The organism is Staphylococcus sp. FSL W8-0271, from assembly GCF_038006605.1.
GTDB classification, from domain to species: domain Bacteria; phylum Bacillota; class Bacilli; order Staphylococcales; family Staphylococcaceae; genus Staphylococcus; species Staphylococcus cohnii.
Window position 1 is genome coordinate 2,178,740 of sequence record NZ_JBBOVM010000001.1, and the last position, 21,349, is coordinate 2,200,088.

Genomic DNA, 21,349 nt, shown 5'->3' on the forward strand with positions numbered 1-21,349 from the left:
GTTAACACATTTTGTAATTATAACGTACTGACTGTAATTTGCAACATGAGAAAATTAAGATTTGCACAATTCATTAAAATTAAACATAATAGTCAAACAATATATTTCTTTTTAATCATTCATTTTATCTTTTAAAAATAAATCACATATTCCTAGATACACTATAAAAATGAACAATTTACAATAAGATTTTGCAACTTTATACATTTTCTAATTTCATGATAATTCTAAAAATAAAATGAAAAATTTTTCATCACTTCATCTCTAACTATAATTAATAAATATAAAAGGTAAATTACGGTGTTAATTTTACTCATATGATAATAAATAAATAAAAATGAGCAGAATAGAAATCTCATTGATTTAAAATGCTTTCGTAGTACCACCTAACGAGACATCACAATATTTTAAGAAAATAACGTTTAGTTTCACCTGTCCTTTTGCTCATACAAAAAGGCTAAGACAATCCATTTGTCTCAGCCTCAAAAGTCATTTTCATATACATTTGTTTTTACATCAGAATTAAACACTATACTAAAATTTAATTATCACTCAAGTTAATGTGCATTTTTAAAACGATTTAATTTATTGAAATCAACGACAACATTATCTAAACGTTTCGCTGTTTCTTTAAGTACATTACGCGCAACGCTATTCGTTGGATCTAGTTTAAGTATTTGGCGAGAAATCTCTAATGCTTTTTTATCAGAAATGACTGGTTCGGGAACTGCATGTAATAACAACATCTGTAATAAGCTTTTTACTTCTTTGCCGTCAGTAAGTTTTATGGATGAATCCGCATGATAATACGCAGAATCTAAAGCACCTTGTAGTTCACTTAATGGATAAACGAGTAGTAGAAAAGCTAAGTCATGCATTTCTGCAGTTTCTTCAGTTTTCATCATATCTAAAATACATGTATAAAACATGATACTTTCCACTTCATGAGCGCTTGAGATATAAGCTTCTTCAAATTCCATAAAATCTGTCTGGGACATAAGACGGTATACTGATTCAAATTCGCCGTTTAAGACATGCTTTTGTATCAATTCTTTCATTGCAATGTCCTCCTAGATATCCAGATTTCTTTAATAGTTAAATCTCATTTTACCATATCTTAATTATATATTCATATAAAAAAGAATATTTTTGTCAAGTTAATAGAAAAAGTTATAATTACATACGCTACTCATATATATAATTATAACTTCTTGAATGATGACATTACTTCATAATTTTCATTTAACCAAATTTCGTATTTAGTTCATTTATCACTTCATCTACGGTATTTCCTACAGAAATATTTACAGCCGCAGTAAAAGTACCTTCAACAATCGGTGCATCTATTTTTTCTACACGATGCTTGCCATCATACATTTCAATCGCTAAATCTAAATTCATTTCAGCAGAACCAATGTCATAAAAACATAATGTATCATCATCTATTTGATTCACCATTTCTTGAATATCGTCATATGATGTACCGATTTTACCGTTCACACCACCTTGAGCCGTGATCGTGATATCCTCTCCTACCATTTGACTTACCAGCGCTTTAGTACCATCAGCGATCTCTTTACTATGGCTTACAATGATAATTTGCGTCATATTAATCAGCTCCTATCAATGCGTTTAAAATATATACACTACTCTGTGCCCCCGGATCAACATGTCCTTTTGATGCTTCTTTAAAATAGGCAGCTCTACCTTTAGTAGCTACTATATCCTTAGTGGATTCTGCAAAAGATTGTAAATCTTCAAATGATAAAGTTTCTCCGTTATTAACTGCTTCATTGGTACGTTCAATAACGTCATACATTGTTTTTTCATTCAGTTCAACTTTACCACGTTGTGCAACTGCCTCAGAAAATGTATTTAGCAATGTTTTTAAATTTTCTTTTTCAATTTCATCACCAACAACTTGAGACATTTTCACAAAACTAAATCCATAAAGTGGACCAGAAGCACCACCAATATTAGACATTAATGTCATACCAGTAGATTTTAATAATGCAGATATAGAGCTATCATCTAACTTTTCGGGTAAGGCTTTAAATCCTCTTAACATATTCACGCCATGATCACCGTCACCAATTGCTCTATCTAACTCTGTTAATAATGATTCTTTTTCTTCAAAGACATCAACTAAATTAAGCAATCTTTCTTTTAACTCTGACACATTCATTCTTCTTCACTTCCTGTCTTATATATTCGTTATTTACACATTAAAATAAGGACTGCTTGTCGGTGCAGTCAATGCATCATAAACTGCTTCTGTATATGGCAAAAAGGTTATTGATAAACCTTCCATGTCTAATGAAGTCATATAGTCTCCAACAAACCATAGTTTCACATCTTTTTGTTTATCTTCTAATTGTTGCGCCACGTATTTTGTTGCAATATTTAGTTCAGATAAAGGGGTAGCTCCCATACCATTTATCATCACGATAAGTTGTTCATCTTCTACCTCTTTTAATAATTCGGCGATCAATCGTTCTACAACTATATCAACGCTTTCAAATTTTTCACGTGCTAGACCCTTTTCTCCATGTATACCAATACCGATTTCCATTGATTCGTCATCTATATCGAAACCATACTGTCCTGTCGTCGGAACTAACGGTGGTGTTAAAGCCATACCTATTGATTTGATATTTGGTAATAATTCATTTAATTTTTCTTTAATTAGTGGTAGCGATGTTCCCTTTTCAGCTAAATATCCAGCAATTTTATGCACAAACACTGTACCAGAAACACCTCTACGTTGTGCTTCATCACTAACAGCAATATCATCCTTGACCACCACTGTCTCTACTTGAATGTCTTCCATTTCCGCCATTTCTTGTGCCATTTCGAAATTCATAACATCACCTGCATAGTTTTTTACAACAAGCAGTACGCCTTCTCCGTTGTCCACGGCTTTAATTGCACTTAAAATTTTGTCAGGTGTTGGAGATGTAAATACCTCACCGCATACTGCAGCATCTAGCATGCCTTGTGCTACATACCCTGCATGAGCAGGTTCATGACCACTCCCACCACCAGAAACAATTGCTACGCCTTTTTCTTTTTTCTGTTTACGCACAACTACTGTGTCAGCAATTACTTCGACATTTTTATTTGAAATCGAAAGACCATCTAACATATCTGGTAAAAATTGTGTTTTATCTTTAATGAGCTTTTTCATAATGAGGACCTCCTATTTTCACTATTCACTTATAGTATACCCTACACATAAATGTAAACGCTAACAACTTAAAGGTTTTTTTCTTTATAAAAAAGCGGGTCTACAACCAATTTTTTCAAAATTGATTCTAAAACCCGCTCATATATGAAATTTATGCTTTACTTGCGATCATCTCTAACGATATGCGCATCTCTTTTCATACTTATTTAACACGTACAAAAATTTGATAACCTTTATTCATGTACTTAAACTGATTTTGTTTTATACATTAAATATAAGAAGTAAGGTGCGCCAATAATAGATACAACAATTCCAGCTGGTATGCCAGAAGGTTGTAATATCACTTGTCCGACCGTGTCTGCTAACACAAGTAAAAATGCACCTATTAATATGGAAATTGGTAGAAATAGTTGATGTCTCGGACCAACGATTGATTTAGCAATATGTGGACCCAGCAAACCTATAAATCCAATAGCTCCCGCAACAGATACCGCAGCTGAAGACAGAATTACTGCTATTAATAATAATACAATGCGTTCTCTACCAATTTTCACCCCAACACCTTGAGCAATATGTTGATGTGTATTTAATAAATTTAATACATTCGCTTTTAACAATAAAAATGGTATAAGTACAATGACCCAAGGTAAAAAGGCAATTACAAACGCCCATTCATCACCCCAAATGTTACCCGCAAGCCATGAAGCAATAAACTCTGATTGATCTTCATCAAATGTTGACATTAGTGTTAGCGAACCACCACTTAAAGCTGTAGCCATACCTACGCCTACTAACACCATACTTGCTGGAGTGATACCTTCACCTTTATTATAACTAAATGAAAAAATAATTAACGCAGTTAGTATACCACCAATCATACTTATAAATGGTAATACGTACACAAAATTATCCGCATTAACTTGACCGACTACAATAAATAATGCAATGGCAAATCCACTTCCCGCATTTATACCTAAAATACCAGGTTCAGCTAATGGGTTTTTAGACACACTTTGTATAATAGCCCCACTCATTGCTAATGCAGCTCCTGCTAAAATAGTTATAACCATCCTTGGAAATCGAAATTCCATAAGTATCAGAGTATCGGTATATTCACCTTGACCTATAAGTGTTTTAAAAAAAGTACCTATCGACATCTTATATTCACCTGAAGTCATGCTCCAAGCACATGCGAATATTATTAATATTATAAGAATAATCATGGTAATAAACTGTTTATATTTTAATTTTGGGTCTATCATGAAAAGCGTCCCCCTCGTTTAACCAAATACAAGAAGTAAGGTACGCCAATAAATGAAATAATTGCACCTACTGGAGCTTCACCTAACATGCGTGCTAACGTATCTGCAACGAGTAGCAATAAGCCACCCACAACAGCAGTTAATGGCAGAACACGAGCATAGTCTGTACCTACTAAATAACGTACAATATGCGGGACCATTAGTCCTACAAAGGCTATTTGACCTACCATCGCTACGGCAATACCTGCCATAACCATGGATATAATTAATGCAATCGCTCGTGTTAATGCAACATTTTGTCCCAACCCAATCGCTAAAGTTTCACCTAAATTTAAAATTGTTAAATGTTTACTCATCGCGATAATGATAACCAGTGCAATAATGATAAATGGCGCTGCCCAAACGAGCTGTCCCCAAGTTGTACCAGAAACACCACCGGCGCTCCAAAACGTTAAACTTTGATTTAATCTAAACAACAATGCTACACCTTGACTTAAAGCTGTTAGCAAAGCACTTACGGCAGCCCCAGCCAATATAATCCTCATTGGATTAAAGCCATCACTTCTTGATCTGCCAATCATCAGTACAATAAATCCGCCCATGATAGCACCAATAAAACCTGCAATCATCAACACTATAAATGGTGCTGTTGGATAAAATGCAAAAGTTAGCGCTAACATAAATGAAGCACCTGAATTTAATCCGATTAAACTCGGGTCTGCCAAACCATTTTTAGTAACGCCCTGAATGACTGCACCTGAAGTCGCCAATGCTACACCTACGAGCATTGCGCCTATATCTCTTGGTATGCGTATTTCGCTAATGATATTATGTTGCTGATTCTTATTATCATAATTGAATATAACATCAAATATTGTTGAAATATGAATTTTTGCGTCTCCAATCAATATTGATACTGTCAATGCAATGACTAAAAGAATCAAACTGATTATAAATGTTGTTGTGAAGCTTAATTTCCCTTTTTTTTGCGTAGCCATGTTTACACCTAAATTTCTGAATAGCTTTTTCTACATAAATCATAGGTAACTAGCATTGGTTTCCCTGTTCTAGGGTCTGTACTAATTTCTACATCTATATTGAATACTTTTTCTAAGTTTTCTTTAGTTAAAACATCTTCCGTATCTCCAGCAGCAACAATGTCTCCATGTTTCATTGTAATTAGATGATCTGAAAAACGAACTGCTTGATTAATATCATGTAACACCATAATAATAGTGCAACCTTGTTCTTGGTTTAATTGAGTAATTAATTCTAAGATTTCTAATTGGTGTGAAATATCTAAATATGTTGTAGGTTCATCTAAGAAAATAATATCTGTGCGTTGTGCTAATGCCATGGCAATCCACACTCTTTGACGTTGACCACCACTTAAATCATTGATAGAACGTAGTCGGAATTCATAAGTCCCTGTTACATTCATAGCCCAGTCAATTTCTTTTTTGTCTTCAGCAGAAAGTCTTCCGAATCCTTTTTGATGTGGAAAGCGACCATAAGAAACAAGCTCTCCAACCGTAAGTCCATCAGCGACCTCTGGCGATTGTGGTAAAATAGCAATTTTTTTTGCGACTTCTTTTGTTGATTGTGTATGCAGGTTCTCACCATCTAATTTGATTTCACCATCTTTAATTGGTAAAAGACGTGACAATGCTTTTAGTAATGTAGACTTTCCACAACCATTTGGCCCTATAATAGATGTAATTTTACCAGTCGGAATATGAACATCCAAATTATCAACGATAACATTATCCCCATAACCTATCGTAACTTGTTCTCCTTCTAATCGAGTCATAATTTCCCTTCTTCCTAATACAAAATGTACCAAAAAACAATCTATATCTATATCACTTTAATCAAATTCGTTATTTAAATGATAATCATTATCACAGATGATATTATATCATTTTTTAGATATGATGACTAATAAATGTTCTATGTTAATATGCAATATGTATGGTCTATAAATATGTTTAGGCTTGCTATATTGCATTTTAAGCCGCATGATTAATTTCTTATTTATCGAATTATTTAGCTATATCTAAAATAAAACCTTGATATATGGAAATTATCCATATATCAAGGTTTTATTTTTTATTATCTCATTATTAATGTTCATCAATTAAGAAGCCATTACCATAAACATCACGAACATCATGTATAACTAAAAATGCCTCATTATCGATGCGTTTAATTAAACGTTTCGCCTTACTAACTTGTGTTTTAGTAATAACAACATACAATATGTCTTTTTCTTGTTTAGAGAAATAACCTCTTCCATTAAGTATAGTTAAACCACGACCAACCTGTTCATCAATCACTTTCGCTATTTCATCTGGTTTACTGGAAATAATCGTCATCGCTTTTTTCGTATTTAAACCTTCTATAACATAATCCATTACTTTTGTACCGATATACAGTGAAATCACTGTTACTAATGCACTCGGAACAGGAATTACTGTTAATGATATTGCCACAACAATTAAATCAAAGAACAACAACGCATATGGTGTACTAACATCTAAATATTTATTAGCTATTCTAGCTAATATCGTTGTTCCAGCAGTTGTCCCTCCTGCAAGAACGATAACACCAATACCTAAACCTACAGACATACCACCAAAAACTGCATTAACTAATATGTTACCTGTCTCAATTTTCCAACTCACTGTTAATTCCAAAAATAGTGAGATCAATACTGTCGCCACTATCGTTAAATACATACTTCTCTTACTTAAAAACTTGTAACCTATAGCAATAAGTACCGCATTGAATACAAAGTTTGTTACACCAGGAGAAATGTGAAAGGCATAATAGAGTACGATAGCTATACCGGTCACGCCTCCTTCGCCTAAATCAGCAGATATGATAAAAGTATTAACGCCTGCTGAAAATATAAATGACCCAATTACAACGAATAACAAATCTCGTACTGTTTTATTCACCCACATGACCCCCTCAAATTAACTTCAATCAATTGAATAGTAGCAAACTATAGAACTTACCACAACAACATTCGTAAAAAATTCTGAACCACATACTTGCAAAAGCTTGATTTTATAAGGTTTGTTTTTAATATTATTTTAAAAGTTCAAAAATTCTGAATTTTCGGTTTACTTATACACTTTCCTTTGCTATAATAAAATCTATCTTCTTATTGATTGCCAATAAGAAGCCATCTCCTTTGTGTTGTTTATAGTAACATACAAAACAATTTTTGCTCGAGTATATTTTTAGTACCTAGTCCTTACTATTAATATACAATTAATTCATTTCCCGTAAAAGCCAAGTAATATTGAATGTGTCTCCTCACTTCAATTACTTGGCTTTATTTTTATTTTCAAAACATCGTGATACTAACTCACGACTACTAGTGCAAAAAAAGGAGCGCTATTGATATCAATCATTAATTGATCTCACACGCTCCTTTACATAGTTTATTAATATGAATAAATACCTTATTACAACGTTTCACTCGATTGACATACCCTTGTGGTTGTTTCAGCATCTATCATTTTATAATGATTCACTCAATAAAGAGTGCTTTACCAAGCAAACAAACCAACAAATCCAGCAGTCATTAGCGATACTAAAATACCCGCTAGTAACATCATTGGCACATATTGTGAAACAAAGTCAGATGTTTTCTTATCTACAATTCCTTTTAATGTTCCAATAATCATTCCTATTGTTGAGAAGTTAGCAAATGATACTAAAAATGTTGCAATAACGGCACGTCTATGTGGTGAGTATGAATCAATGACATCTTTAATTTGGCCCATTACCACAAATTCATTCGTTACAATTTTCTTAGCCATTTGTTGTGCAACTATCCACGCCTCATCAAATGGTAATCCTAGCAATAAAGCAAATGGATACATAAATGTACCAAGTATTTGATCTAGACCAAAACTTCCTTTAATACCAGCCCAACTGCCAACGATACCTGTGATTAAATTAATAAAACGATCAATTAAATCAGAAAGTGCAACAAAACTGATTACAAAAGCAATGATGATTAAAATCAATTTACCCGCATTTAATACTGAATCACCTAAAAATGAGAAAAACGGTTGTTTATCAATTTCTTCATTGCGAATACTATAAATAATATCTTCTTTTTCTTCTACAGAAACAGGATTTAAAATAGAAGAAACAATAATTGCATTAATGATATTTAATGGAATAGCTGTTAACACTAAATCACCAGGTATCATTGATACATATGCGCCAACAATCGCACCAGAAATCGAACTCATCGACATCATCGCTACCGTTAACACACGTGTTTCTTTCATGCGTTTCAATTGTTCATTTGAAACTGCTAATGCTTCTGTATTTCCTAAAAACATCATTTCAATACCAAAGAAAGACTCGAATTTTGGCTGGCGTGTAATTTTAGCTAAAACCCAACCAATACCACCTATAACTTTAGGTAATACATTAAAGTACATCAAGATATCAAATAGTGGCACTACTAATAGTATTGGAAATAGTGCACTCACAGCCATATCCATCATTTCAGTATTTGTCCAACTGGCAAATGCAAACCCTGTACCTACATGGGCTGAATCAATGACCCATGAAATACCATTCGCTAATAATTGAACGCCTGCTTTCCCCCAAGGGAAATACATAAAGAACCACGCTAAGAACAAGTTAATCACGACTAAAATACCAATTGATTTCCACTGGATATCTGATTTCTTTCTAGAAAAAAGCACAGCAATACCTAAAAACACAATTAACCCAATAATATTAATTAGTAAAAACATCATACACCCACCATTTCCTATTAAATAAATAATTAATTGAATATTTAAAAGCAACACTCGATTATGTATAAGAATTATTAAGATGAGTACATTGTCTCTCGCTCATTAAATAAGTTGTAAAGATTAATTACATAGCGGCAAATATACTCATCTTAAATTTTGTTACCCATTTATTTAATTTCATTCTTGATAAAAATCTATCATTCCCCAAATGATTGTTACTTATGAATTCACAATAATTATACCATGTATGTACATTATATAAAATAAAAATTTTATGGTTCGTTTATGGTCAAAAAATATATTTATCCAACATCAAATTATACGTGTTTTTTATATTACTTTGTTAGATTTTGTGTATGAACAAATTGTTGATATTTTTCATGACTAGCAATCAACTCCTGATGAGTACCTACACCTGTAACACTACCGTTATCAATAAAAATAATTTGTTCTGCTTTTTTAATGGTAGACAGTCTATGGGCAATCACGATAGTTGTTCTGTTTTCCATCAATTCTTCTAAAGCATCTTGAATCTTCCGCTCACTTTCGCTATCTAAGTTAGCAGTAGCCTCATCCAATAATAAGATGTCTGGATTTTTAACAAAACTTCTCGCAATATCTATACGTTGACGTTGGCCCCCTGACAATTTTAAGCCTCGCTCACCAACGATTGTGTCATAACCGTCTTCAAACGCAGTAATAAATTCATGACAATTTGCTAATTTTGCATAGTAAATTAATGCTTCATTTGAAACTTCACGATTAATTCCATATAAAATGTTGTCTCTGATTGTGCCATTCATCATGGAATTAGATTGCATAACATAACCAATTTTTTCACGCCAATCACCTAGGTCTATATCATAAATCGATTGGCTACCATAAGTGATATCACCTTGTTCTATGTCATACATTCTCTCTATAATATTAAAAATTGTACTCTTACCTGAACCTGAAGGTCCCACAAAAGCAGTAATGCTACCAGAAGGTATATCAAAACTCACATTTGTAAGAATTGGTTTATTACCGTATTTAAAATGTACATTTTCAAAGGATAAGTTACCATCGATGATTGGTTTAGCTTCTTCTAATTCAAAAACTTCAGTAGGTTCTTCCATTATTTCATATATACGACTACTTGCCCCGACAGCCTTTTTATAATCTGTAACCAAAGTTGATAAATTGATGATAGGTTGTGTGAGTTGTATAACATAAAAAATCATTGCAATTAAGGTTCCAGCTGTAATTGCTCCAGTAGAAATTCGAATTGCACCAAACCCTAAGATAACTGCAATTGTTAATAACATAATCACGCCTGATATAGGTTGTATGATAGCTGTAATTTTAGCTTGTTTTAGTCCTAAAAAGTATATTTCTTGTAGATTTTTATGCGCATTGTTTAACTCTGTTTTTTCTGTACGTGAAACTTTTACTAGACGTATTTCTGTTAATACACGGCCTAATAAACCACTGAAATTCGCAATCTCTGTCTGTGTTTTTTTAGAAATATTTTGCATGATTTTACCTAATGGAATCATTATTAATACAAATATAGGTATCGTGATAAAAGTTAGCAAGGTCATTTGCCAATCCATCACAAATAGCATTATTAAAGAACCAATAATAGTCAACACAGAAGGTAATAAGTTTGGCAATTTTTGTGAAATAAATTCATTGATTACTTTTGTATCATCTGTTAAACGACTCATTAATTGTCCACTTTCGTTTTTATCAAAAAAAGGCATTTTTAAGTGAATAATGTGTTTCCATAAAACAGATCGAATCGCGTATATGATTTTCTCACCGATTTTACTCAATAAATACAGTCCTATACCACTAAGTAAAGCATTGATAATAAATATAGAAATAAATGCAGTGATAAACAGCCAATTAATATTTTCAAAAGAAAATTTATCTACAAGTTTACCTGTAAAAAACGGAACTACTAGTCCTGTAATACTACCTAATGAAGAAATTAAAACAGCTATGATAATCAGACCAACAGGCCATGATAACTTTTTAAATAAGTAGAATAATGGATTTTCTTGATTCATGTCTAATTTACCTCTTCTAAAAATATTTTAAATTACCTCTTACTTATATTAATTATGAGCAGATGAATTTCGAAGTAATAAGTTAAATTAATTTCAACTTATTTTATCATGTTTTACACAATAATTTTCAATTATTTTGTTATTAAAAATATTCTTCTGTGTAATATTTTATAAACTACATACAATATGCTAAAATACTTCTATTGCAATTAAACAGAATATGTTAAGAGGGAATGTAATTATGAGAAAGTTAATTCTGGCAATTGTAACTGTACTCTTCGTCGGTTCAATTGTAACACCTTTTGCCAAAGCTGAAACAGTAACACCTACACAGGCGGCAAATCAATATGGTTATAATGTTACTGATAATTATCAACCTGAAGGTGCAGTAAATATCGCCCAAACTGGTCAAATTCTTTATCAATATAATGCTGATAAAGAGTGGTATCCTGCTTCGATGAGTAAATTAATGACCATGTATTTAACACTCGAAGCAGTTAATAACGGGGATTTATCTTTGGATGATAAAGTTAAAATCACAGACAAACACTATAGAATGTCTACTTTACCTGAATTAAGTAATACCAAGCTTTATCCTGGAGAAACATACACGATCAAAGAGTTACTCCAAATCACTGTTTCAAATTCAAGCAATGCCGCAGCACTTATACTTGGACAAGAAGTATCCGGAAACCTGTCAGATTTTACAGATGCAATGAACAAAAAAGCAAAATCAATAGGTATGAAAGATACACATTTTGTTAATCCAACTGGCGCAGAAAACAAACAACTAAAAGACTTTGCACCTAAAAAATATAAAAATGAAGAAAATAATACATCAACAGCCAAAGATTTTACCATTTTGGCTCAGCGTACCATTCAAGATACACCGAAAATTATTTATTTCACTAAACAATTAGCTCCAACCCAACACGATGTTACATATTACACATTCAATCATTCTTTAGAAGGTGCGGATATGAGCTTAGAAGGTACTGATGGTTTAAAAACTGGTTCCAGTGACATTGCAGATTACAATCACACTATCACTACAAAAAGAGGTAACTTTAGAATTAATCAAACAATTATGGGTGCCGGCAACTATGACAACTTAGGCGGCGAAAAACAACGTAATATGATGGGAAATGCTTTAATGAACATGTCTTTTGATCAATATAAATACAAAAAAATTATTTCTAAAGGCAATCACGAAATTAATGGCAAAACATATTATGTAGAAAAAGACTTATACGATGTGCTTCCAAATGATTTTGATAAAAATGATTACAAATATGTAATCGAGGATGGTAAATTGCATATTGAGTATGACCGTAAATTCATTTCTGAAAAATACGGTCCTCCAACAGTTAATGTAAGTAAACCAATACTACATCAAACTACTACAGTTGTGAAAACGACGTGGGATGAACATCCAATTCTCACTTTATTAGGAACTATTTTAATCATAGCTGCAATCGCAATTATTATTTATCTTATTATCGAAACTTTCAAAAATAGAAAAAACCATAAATAAAGTACCCGAATATCAGTAGCAAAATTCAGCCCCGAAAAGATGCTTTAACTTAGCAATCTTCTCGGGGCTTTTCCTCTATTGATCATTCGATGACTAAATAAATTGAGGCTGGGACATTATGAAGTCCCAGCCTCGCTTGATATATTTACTAAACATATGATTTATTAAAATTACAATTCATTATCGACAAATCATTGCCAATTTATTTTTCTGCATCACCATAAAGTTCTTTTTTGATTTTAGTAGTGGAAATGCCTTCTGTACGGTTAAGGTAAATCACTTCACATTTATCTTTCAAGAAGTCAAATTCACCTTCCCAGTCATGCCCCATTACAAAAGTATCAATTTCATAACGATCAACATCTATTTCTTTTTGTCCCCATCCACTTTCAGGGATTACAAGATCAACATAACGAATAGACTCTAACATCATTTTTCGTTGTTCATAATTGTAATAAGACTTTTTATTTTTAATGCGATTAAATTCATCTGTAGATAATGCAACTACTAAATAATCGCCCATTTCTCTAGCTCTTCTTAATAATTCAATGTGACCATAATGTAATAAATCATACGTTCCATAAGTAATAACACGTTTCATACGCTCATACTCCTTAACAAAATTTAATTAAAATTTACATTTTTTAAAAGTATAGCACACTGATTTGAAGTTTACGAACTATACCCAAAATTCATTTTTTTAGTATTTGTTTTAATTTCAACTTACCCCTGAATTTTACACGTTTCGGTAACACTTTAATTTGAAAACGGTAATAGTTCGGTCTACCAATGCCAACATTAAGTAATGCTTCCTGCCATTTTTTATATAATGATTTATTCCAGTTCTTACCACATTGTTCAATGACCTTAATTATTCTAAACATTGCCTCTCCTGAACAATCTGCTTCCTGCATATTATACATATATGACGTTACAACATCTAAAAATGAATCTGTTAGTTTTTTATTATTTGTGAGATATGCTTGCAGCAAATAACTGACAATGAGCTCATCCATACGATAACTGTAATAAATCCTTTCTTCTCTTAACAACAATGTATCCATCACTCTATGTCTTACTTTAATCGCATCACTCATATAATTTACAAATCGATCTGCTCTTTGAGCTGTGACCGACCCTTTTTCTTCATGATATCCATACACAATGAATGGTAATAATTGTACATCCCGCGCTTTCTTATACGCTTTTATCACAAATGTATGTTCTTCACAAAACACTACATCTTCATCAAAACGTAAATCTTTGAAAATGGCACTGAACAACTTACCTCCAGGTCCGATAGACTGCATCATTTCAGGACATTGTGCTAAATTCACTTTATCAAATTTTTGTATTGGCTGATGCGTATAAAAACTTTGCCACGTACCATTATTTAACCTACCAATTTGTCCTAATACAATATCTACATGTTCATCCTGGTGAAAATAATCGGCCATAGCATCTATACTATTGGGCAAAAACACATCGTCTGCATCTAAAAACATAAAAGCATCACCTGTGACGTAGGCCAATGCATTATTTCTACTCATCGCTGCACCTTGATTTTCTTGATTAATAATTCGAATGTTTTTGTATGCTTTTTGTAATCTTTCTAAAACTTGTTTACTCTCATCTGTTGAACCATCATTGACACAAATAATTTCATAATCTTGCTTTGTATCTACTGAACTTATTGCTCTTTGAATTGTATTTGCTGCATTATAGACGGGTATGATAATTGATATTTTCATGTTTTCACCATTTTCTCTATATGTTTTATAACCTGATTTAAACTATTTTGATCATTATAATCATGCCAATTTTTAAATAGCGGGTTTAATTCACTTGCATGTGTTTGAAGTATATGAACGATGTCATCTTCTCTATATGCTTTGTAAAGTTCTGGAATTTCATAATAATATGCATTTAGCCCCCGTACTTGTTCATAATTTGCCTCATCGTAGACATAAAATAACGTTGGCTTGTTTAATAAACTTGCCTCTATTGCTAATGAACTGTAATCCGTGATGATAACGTCCGCCATAATCATCAATGATTGTAGATTTATATGATATTGCTTATCTTGAGGTAAAGACGGATGTAATTTACTAATCAGTGTATATGAAGGCAACGCTGTTTCAAAACGCGTTTTATCAATAACTTGATTGGCTTGATGGTGTTCTCGGTACGTTGGTACATAAAGTGCTAATTTATCCTTGATACCATATTGTAATTTTAATGCTTGTTGCTTCTGTTTGATGTCTAAATTCACATATGGAACAAGACGTGGCAATCCAGTTTTTAAAAACTGATCATCTCGTGCACCAAATGAAGCTTTAAAGCAATCCGCCATTGGTTCGCCACCCACTAAATATTTATCAGTAGCCTGATAAACTTTTTTATATTGTTTCACCATTTTTTTATTATTTAAATCTACTTGGTGGTCAGTAAGTCCAAAATTTTTCAAAGCACCAACAGCGTGCCAGGTTTGAATCATTGTCTGTTGTGATTTCTTTTTGAACCCACCAAACAATAAATAATATGTATCTATCACTATGATTTTTGCCGTACTCATCGCCTTTATATGTTTGAAGACTTGTTTGTTGCCTGCAGGTATAAATGCTACATTGTCTAATCGTTCAACATGTTTTCTATTTATTTCCTTGGCAATCACTGTCACTTTATAAGATTTTTGATTTAATGCTTCAATAATTGGAAGTACATCTTCAACAAATGTCATCATGACCACAATATGCTGTGGATCTATTTCTTTCTTTACATATATCAAATTTAAAAAGCTAATGATTGTCATATAAAGCTTTTTTATTAACTGTCTCAAATTTCCACCGCCGGTTATTATTTATTCTCTTTTATTATAGCTATTTTATATTTAAAATTATAGAAAAATCCTTTAACGACATTTAAGCCATCAAAGGATTTAATATAACACGTTATTGTCTAAATTCCATTACATAAAGTCTGCAAAATGATCTCTATAACGCATATGCAAAATTGATCCTATAACAAATAAAAATACGATGATAAAGAAGTTATAGAATGTTAATTCCCAATGTGTAACAAAATACCATTCATTGTATAGAACAGATGCACGATACGCCTCAGCAAGATAATATATTGGATTTAGTTGCATAACATCTTTAACGATACCTTCTGGCGGTACAATTAAAATAGATGAAGCAAAGAATACCATTCTCATTAATGCTTGTATTGCTGGTTGTGTATCTTTTACTAGTACACCTAATGTAGAAGTAAACAGTGCTACTGTTGTAGTAAAAATTAGTGCAAACGGCACATATAAAAATAATTGTAATGTATAGATTGATGGATAATATCCGCCTAGCATACATAATAAAATAACAGCAACTAATAGTGCGATATGCCCATAGAACCTACTCATCACTATATATGATGGTATAATTGATAACGGGAAATTCATCTTAGCGACATGATTATATTTACTTGCGATGGATTTTGTACCTTCTAAAATACCTTGATTCACAAAGAACCACATACTAATACCAACGAGTAACCAATAAATAAATGGCACACCTTCGATTGGATTATTAGTTCTAATTCCAAGGCCGAATACAAACCAATAAACCATAATTTGCATTGCTGGGTTAATTAATTCCCAAGCCATACCAAGGTAATTATTGGTGTTAGTAATTTTAACTTGGAACTGTGCTAACCTTTGAATTAGATAGAAATTTTTAAAATGCTCTTTTAAGACTACCCACACTGCACTCATTTAAATAAACCACACTTTCAATCAATTTGCTAATCATAATTATGTTATAAAAAAGATTACATTCAAATCTAATATACGCTTTGTTATTAATCTTAACAACCTATATTTAATTAAGTAAATTAAATATTTCATGTGGTAAAAGCGAATGTGCTTACACATATGATTGTTGTATAATAGAAAAACAACTATGCTAAAATGACTTCATTTTAGTTGATTTTATAACTTAAATTCAGTAAACTTTAACAATTGTATAAGAACGTTATCTTAAAATTTGTACTCACTTACTTTACAATAGGTTAATAAATTTAACAACTAATATATAATATAATATACTATATACTATCTGCAAATAAGGAAGGTAAAATTATGAATGTATCGGTTAACATTGAACATGTAACTAAAGAATACCGTATCTATCGCAATAATAAAGAGCGTTTAAAGGATGCTTTAGTCCCTTTTAATAAAAATAAAACCTTTTATGCGCTGAACGATTTGTCACTAACTGCATACGAAGGTGATGTTATAGGTCTCGTAGGCATCAATGGGTCAGGCAAATCTACGCTTAGTAATATTATTGGTGGATCCCTATCTCCTACTGCTGGAGATGTTGATCGCCACGGTGAAGTTAGCGTAATTGCAATTAATGCTGGTTTAAATGGACAGTTAACAGGTATTGAAAACATAGAATTCAAAATGCTATGCATGGGATTCACAAGAAAACAAATTAAAGAATTAACACCTGATATTATTGAATTCAGTGAATTAGGAGAATTCATTTATCAACCTGTTAAAAAATATTCCAGTGGTATGCGCGCAAAGTTAGGTTTCTCCATTAATATTACGACAAATCCTGACATTCTTGTCATTGATGAAGCATTATCTGTTGGAGACCAAACTTTTGCTCAAAAATGTTTAGATAAAATTTACGAGTATAAAAAGCAAGGTAAAACCATCTTCTTCGTTAGTCATAATATGAAACAAGTCCGTGAATTTTGCACTAAAATCGCATGGATAGAAGCTGGGAAATTAAAAGAATTTGGGAAATTAGACGAGGTCCTACCTAAATATGAAAAATTCCTGAATGGCTTTAAAAAATATTCCAAAGAGGAACAAAAAGCATTTAGAAATAAATTAGATAATTCAAGATTTGAAGTTAAATAGTATTATTGCATATTAAATGTAATAGATAACAACTGCCAATTGCATAGCAATTTTAATGGATTGTTAATCATCTAGTTAGACTAATAATGGTAAAACGTATCAAGCTCATTTTAGTAAAAACCGGCTATAGCGCAAACGATGCTATAACCGGTTTTTATTATTTCTTGGTTTTTTGTTTAATCACTTTAAATACAAATTTCGGTATTGCTTTCATTCTACCCAACCGCTTCCAATCAATGATAAAACGATAAACCCATTCTATATTTAATTTGCGAAATATTTTTGGCGCTCTTTTTTTCGTTCCACTAAAAACTTCAATAGATCCGCCGACACCCATCAGCAACGCCTGTTTAAAATGATCATCATGACGTTTAATCCATTGTTCTTGCTTTGGATAACCCATACCAACGAAAACATAATCTGGATTAAATGAACTAACGTGTTTCACTACCGTTTCATCTTCTAAGTTAAAATAGCCATGATGGTAATCAAAATAAATATTGGGATATTTTTCACTTAATTGCTTTACAGCTTTCACTACAACCTCGTCTTTTGCACCTAATAAAAAGACTTTTTGATAATTCGCATTAGCAATCTTTAAACACGCTTCCATCAATTCTATACCTGGTACACGCTCTTGCAATGGTTTTTTAAGCAATTTTGAAGCCATAACTACACCTGTACCATCTGGAATTACATAATTTGCCCCATTGATTAACTTACGATAATCTGCATTTTCGGTAGCGAAATCAACTATTTCAGGATTAGCAGTTACAATAAATAAATTTTTATCCGTTTCTGATTCAAAAAAAAGTTTTATGCGGTCACGCATTTCTGTCAGTGTTACATTATCAAATAATACAGATAATACGTTTACCTTTTCTAATTTATTAGCTCTTGTCATGATTGGTTATCTCCTAACTCAACTCTTTTTCTCGATACGCTATAGTATTTTTCTTGTAATATGAATACATTCATTCTCGCATATATTACAATATCCATAAAACCTAGGTCAAACAGTGTTATACGATAATATACGACAAAAGTCCAAATGCTTTATGGGTGTTCTTACTTTATACTGTTATATGTGAGATGCTGTTCACCGATACCGTATCTCGTAAAACATCAAATAATCGTATTATACAAATGAGGTATTTCATGTCTAAACTACATGCATTTTTCAGCTCGTCTATTCAATTACATCTTTATTGGATTATATTGGTTGCCATAATCTATATCATTATACATACTTATCGAAATAAATCCATAAACCAACTTTTAGATATCTATTTTAATTATATTCCTGTCTTAACACATGAATTTGGCCATATATTATTTAATAAATTAAGCGGAGGTAAAGCAAGAGACTTAGTGATTGTCGCAAGACCATCAGAACGTCTTGCAACATCTCAACAAGGCTTCGCCATAACACAATCAAAAAATAGCATCGGGCAGTCCATTACCACATTTGGTGGCTACATTATGCCCCCGCTTATGTTATATATAGGTTTTCTATCAACGCAATATCAATATCCAAGTTTATTTATCACTGCGTATCTATTAATATTTATATATTTTGTATGCTTAACTTCTAGAAAATTGTTACCGATGTTCATCGTAATGCTCTTAATTTTTTTACTATATTGCTTATTTAAAAGTGAAAACCAATTGGCGATACTTTATGTTGTAACCATCACACAACATTTTATATTAGGTGTTTTACTAGGAGAAGTACTTCAATCTTCTTGGACAATATTCAAATTAACAATATCGACAGATGACATCACTTGGGATGGCAGTACTTTAAAAACATTGACTCATATCCCAACTTTTATCTATAGCTTTATTTGGATAGCCATCAATTTATTTACGATTTATCAATTATTCCGAGTGTATTTTATTCCTTAGACCTCTTCAAAAAAGCGAAATCTAATTTTTATTTAGATTTCGCTTTTTCATTTCAACTAAACTGTTAATTTTTAAATATGATTACAATGTCACGCTTTTTTCTATACTTTAGACAAATAATTTTACTAAATCAGTCTAAATACCAACTTAAAAATGCTCGTATTCAATTTTTTATTTTTCGGCATAAATATGTTTAGCATTGTCATAACTTAGTACAGTCACTTTTTCTTCTTTTTGCACCATCATCACTTTATTCGTATCATCTTTATCTAATATTTTTATTTGTTCACCAATCAATATAGATTTACTTGATAAATAAACTAATAATTCTGTTCTATCTCGCACACGTTTTATCGTCACTAAATCACCCGCTTCAAATGACAATAAATCTGTAGTATAAATCTCTTTGTATTTATTATCTCTAGGGATAACACCACCGTGTGGACAAGTTATTGGATAATCTAATAATTTATCTAACCGTTCAACAAATAAGTGTGAAACTTTATGTTCTAGTACCTCAGCTTCCTGATGTACCTCTTCCCAGTTATATTCTAATATCTTAATTAAAAATAACTCTAATAATCGATGTCTTTTTATGATATCTAAGGTATATGTCAATCCTTCCTCGGACAGCTGCACACCTTTATATGGCTTCGTTTCTACAAATCCTGATTTTTCTAAACGATTCACCATTTCACTTACAGATGGTGGTTTGATATTTAAATACTGGGATAATGTCTTGTTTGAAACAAAAGAATGATCGCCATTATGGGTTAAAATTGCCTTTAAATAATCTTCTTTTTCTTCAGTTAGCATGGTTTCACCTCTCAAGTCATTCACTTTATTGTATCACGAATCTACTTGACACGCTAAAAGTTAATGTTATATTATAAATTAAATTAGGTTAGCCTAAAATTTAATTTAAGGAGGCAGAAAAATGTTAGAAATTAATAACTTAAATCTCACTTTAGGGAATAAACATGTCTTAGATAATATCAATTTAGAAATTCCCGTAAAAGGTGAAATTATAGGTATTATGGGACCCAATGGAGCTGGTAAATCTTCCTTACTCAAATCAATTATTGGTGAATTCAAGTCAACAGGTATTGCTAATTTACATAACATTGCTATACAACAAACACTTAAAAATGTTACATACATCCCACAAAAAGCGCATATTGCCTTAGACTTCCCAATCAAGGTAGAAGATGTTGTACTTTCTGGTGCTTACAAAGATATTGGATGGTTTAGGTTTGTTACCCCTAAAACGCGAGCTAGGCTTAATCAGCTGCTAACAACATTAGAATTGCAAGATTTAAGAAATCGACAAATTTCTGCACTCAGTGGCGGTCAATTACAAAGAGTTTTAGTAGCGAGAGCACTTATGACAGAAAGTACGCTCTATCTTTTAGACGAACCATTTGTAGGCATCGATTTCCACAGTGAACAAATCATAATGTCTCAATTAAACGAGCTTAAAAAAGCCGGGAAATTACTTTTAATTGTTCATCATGATTTATCTAAAGCAGAAAAGTATTTTAATCGTGTTATTCTTTTAAACAAAACAATTCGTTTCTTTGGAGAAAGTCATGTTGCTATGCAACCAGATCATTTAAACGAAACTTTCTTAAACCCCACACAAGAAGATCAAGAAAAGTCAGAACCGGCATAAATAGAAAGG

Annotated in this window: 20 protein-coding genes; 4 read left to right on the plus strand and 16 right to left on the minus strand. The window is 31.9% G+C overall.

Annotation, left to right across the window (positions count from 1 at the left end; translation table 11 throughout):
* Window positions 1–557: 557 nt before the first annotated feature.
* From NST87_RS10725 to NST87_RS10770, 10 genes are all read right to left on the minus strand, one after another.
* The gene (locus NST87_RS10725; protein ID WP_040029953.1) at window positions 558–1,058 is read right to left on the minus strand and encodes a hypothetical protein; all 501 of its coding nucleotides are present in this window, start codon (window positions 1,056–1,058) and stop codon (window positions 558–560) included.
* A gap of 184 nt (window positions 1,059–1,242) precedes the next feature.
* Entirely contained in the window at window positions 1,243–1,608 is a 366-nt protein-coding gene (gene dhaM, locus NST87_RS10730) for a dihydroxyacetone kinase phosphoryl donor subunit DhaM (RefSeq protein ID WP_019468162.1), read from the minus strand.
* 1 nt (window position 1,609) lies between these two features.
* A complete protein-coding gene (gene dhaL / locus NST87_RS10735; protein WP_019468161.1) occupies window positions 1,610–2,185 on the minus strand; it encodes a dihydroxyacetone kinase subunit DhaL in 576 nt (191 codons plus the stop codon).
* A 33-nt stretch (window positions 2,186–2,218) separates the two neighbouring features.
* Window positions 2,219–3,187 (minus strand): dihydroxyacetone kinase subunit DhaK, encoded by a 969-nt coding sequence (gene dhaK, locus NST87_RS10740; protein ID WP_064264652.1) that lies wholly within the window; start codon window positions 3,185–3,187, stop codon window positions 2,219–2,221.
* A gap of 245 nt (window positions 3,188–3,432) precedes the next feature.
* A complete protein-coding gene (locus tag NST87_RS10745) occupies window positions 3,433–4,449 on the minus strand; it encodes a FecCD family ABC transporter permease (RefSeq protein WP_019468159.1) in 1,017 nt (338 codons plus the stop codon).
* The gene (locus NST87_RS10750; protein WP_019468158.1) at window positions 4,446–5,447 is read right to left on the minus strand and encodes a FecCD family ABC transporter permease; all 1,002 of its coding nucleotides are present in this window, start codon (window positions 5,445–5,447) and stop codon (window positions 4,446–4,448) included. The genes NST87_RS10745 and NST87_RS10750 overlap by 4 nt, the downstream gene beginning before the upstream one ends.
* A gap of 8 nt (window positions 5,448–5,455) precedes the next feature.
* Entirely contained in the window at window positions 5,456–6,259 is an 804-nt protein-coding gene (locus NST87_RS10755) for an ABC transporter ATP-binding protein (protein ID WP_019468157.1), read from the minus strand.
* A 313-nt stretch (window positions 6,260–6,572) separates the two neighbouring features.
* Complete coding sequence (locus NST87_RS10760) at window positions 6,573–7,409, minus strand: YitT family protein (RefSeq protein ID WP_019468391.1); 837 nt, start codon at window positions 7,407–7,409, stop codon at window positions 6,573–6,575.
* Between the two features lie 600 nt (window positions 7,410–8,009).
* On the minus strand, window positions 8,010–9,239 hold the full coding sequence (locus tag NST87_RS10765; RefSeq protein ID WP_019468392.1) for a NupC/NupG family nucleoside CNT transporter: 1,230 nt from the start codon (window positions 9,237–9,239) through the stop codon (window positions 8,010–8,012).
* Between the two features lie 338 nt (window positions 9,240–9,577).
* Window positions 9,578–11,296 carry an ABC transporter ATP-binding protein gene (locus NST87_RS10770; RefSeq protein WP_103211089.1) on the minus strand — a complete coding sequence of 573 codons (1,719 nt, stop codon included), beginning with the start codon at window positions 11,294–11,296 and terminating at the stop codon, window positions 9,578–9,580.
* Window positions 11,297–11,537: 241 nt separating this feature from the next.
* Here NST87_RS10770 and pbp4 point away from each other — a divergent pair, with 241 nt between their 5' ends.
* The gene (gene pbp4 / locus NST87_RS10775) at window positions 11,538–12,830 is read left to right on the plus strand and encodes a penicillin-binding protein PBP4 (RefSeq protein WP_064264355.1); all 1,293 of its coding nucleotides are present in this window, start codon (window positions 11,538–11,540) and stop codon (window positions 12,828–12,830) included.
* A 202-nt stretch (window positions 12,831–13,032) separates the two neighbouring features.
* Here pbp4 and tagD read toward each other — a convergent pair whose 3' ends face one another.
* From tagD to NST87_RS10795, 4 genes are all read right to left on the minus strand, one after another.
* A complete protein-coding gene (tagD, locus tag NST87_RS10780) occupies window positions 13,033–13,431 on the minus strand; it encodes a glycerol-3-phosphate cytidylyltransferase (RefSeq protein ID WP_019468395.1) in 399 nt (132 codons plus the stop codon).
* 91 nt (window positions 13,432–13,522) lie between these two features.
* Window positions 13,523–14,581, minus strand: coding sequence for a glycosyltransferase family 2 protein (locus NST87_RS10785; protein WP_340721692.1), 1,059 nt, complete (start codon window positions 14,579–14,581; stop codon window positions 13,523–13,525).
* Window positions 14,578–15,669 (minus strand): teichoic acid glycerol-phosphate primase TarB, encoded by a 1,092-nt coding sequence (gene tarB / locus NST87_RS10790; RefSeq protein ID WP_026034763.1) that lies wholly within the window; start codon window positions 15,667–15,669, stop codon window positions 14,578–14,580. Before tarB ends, NST87_RS10785 begins: the two co-directional genes overlap by 4 nt.
* Before the next feature lie 129 nt (window positions 15,670–15,798).
* The gene (locus tag NST87_RS10795) at window positions 15,799–16,599 is read right to left on the minus strand and encodes an ABC transporter permease (RefSeq protein WP_019468398.1); all 801 of its coding nucleotides are present in this window, start codon (window positions 16,597–16,599) and stop codon (window positions 15,799–15,801) included.
* Window positions 16,600–16,965: 366 nt separating this feature from the next.
* Here NST87_RS10795 and tagH point away from each other — a divergent pair, with 366 nt between their 5' ends.
* Complete coding sequence (tagH, locus tag NST87_RS10800) at window positions 16,966–17,760, plus strand: teichoic acids export ABC transporter ATP-binding subunit TagH (RefSeq protein WP_019468399.1); 795 nt, start codon at window positions 16,966–16,968, stop codon at window positions 17,758–17,760.
* Between the two features lie 157 nt (window positions 17,761–17,917).
* Here tagH and tarA read toward each other — a convergent pair whose 3' ends face one another.
* Window positions 17,918–18,664 carry an N-acetylglucosaminyldiphosphoundecaprenol N-acetyl-beta-D-mannosaminyltransferase TarA gene (gene tarA, locus NST87_RS10805; RefSeq protein ID WP_019468400.1) on the minus strand — a complete coding sequence of 249 codons (747 nt, stop codon included), beginning with the start codon at window positions 18,662–18,664 and terminating at the stop codon, window positions 17,918–17,920.
* A 254-nt stretch (window positions 18,665–18,918) separates the two neighbouring features.
* Here tarA and NST87_RS10810 point away from each other — a divergent pair, with 254 nt between their 5' ends.
* Window positions 18,919–19,668 carry a M50 family metallopeptidase gene (locus NST87_RS10810; RefSeq protein WP_019468401.1) on the plus strand — a complete coding sequence of 250 codons (750 nt, stop codon included), beginning with the start codon at window positions 18,919–18,921 and terminating at the stop codon, window positions 19,666–19,668.
* 171 nt (window positions 19,669–19,839) lie between these two features.
* Here NST87_RS10810 and NST87_RS10815 read toward each other — a convergent pair whose 3' ends face one another.
* The gene (locus tag NST87_RS10815; protein WP_019468402.1) at window positions 19,840–20,484 is read right to left on the minus strand and encodes a metal-dependent transcriptional regulator; all 645 of its coding nucleotides are present in this window, start codon (window positions 20,482–20,484) and stop codon (window positions 19,840–19,842) included.
* 121 nt (window positions 20,485–20,605) lie between these two features.
* Here NST87_RS10815 and NST87_RS10820 point away from each other — a divergent pair, with 121 nt between their 5' ends.
* Window positions 20,606–21,340, plus strand: a complete 735-nt coding sequence (locus NST87_RS10820; RefSeq protein WP_340721693.1) for a metal ABC transporter ATP-binding protein — start codon at window positions 20,606–20,608, stop codon at window positions 21,338–21,340.
* Window positions 21,341–21,349 lie beyond the last annotated feature (9 nt).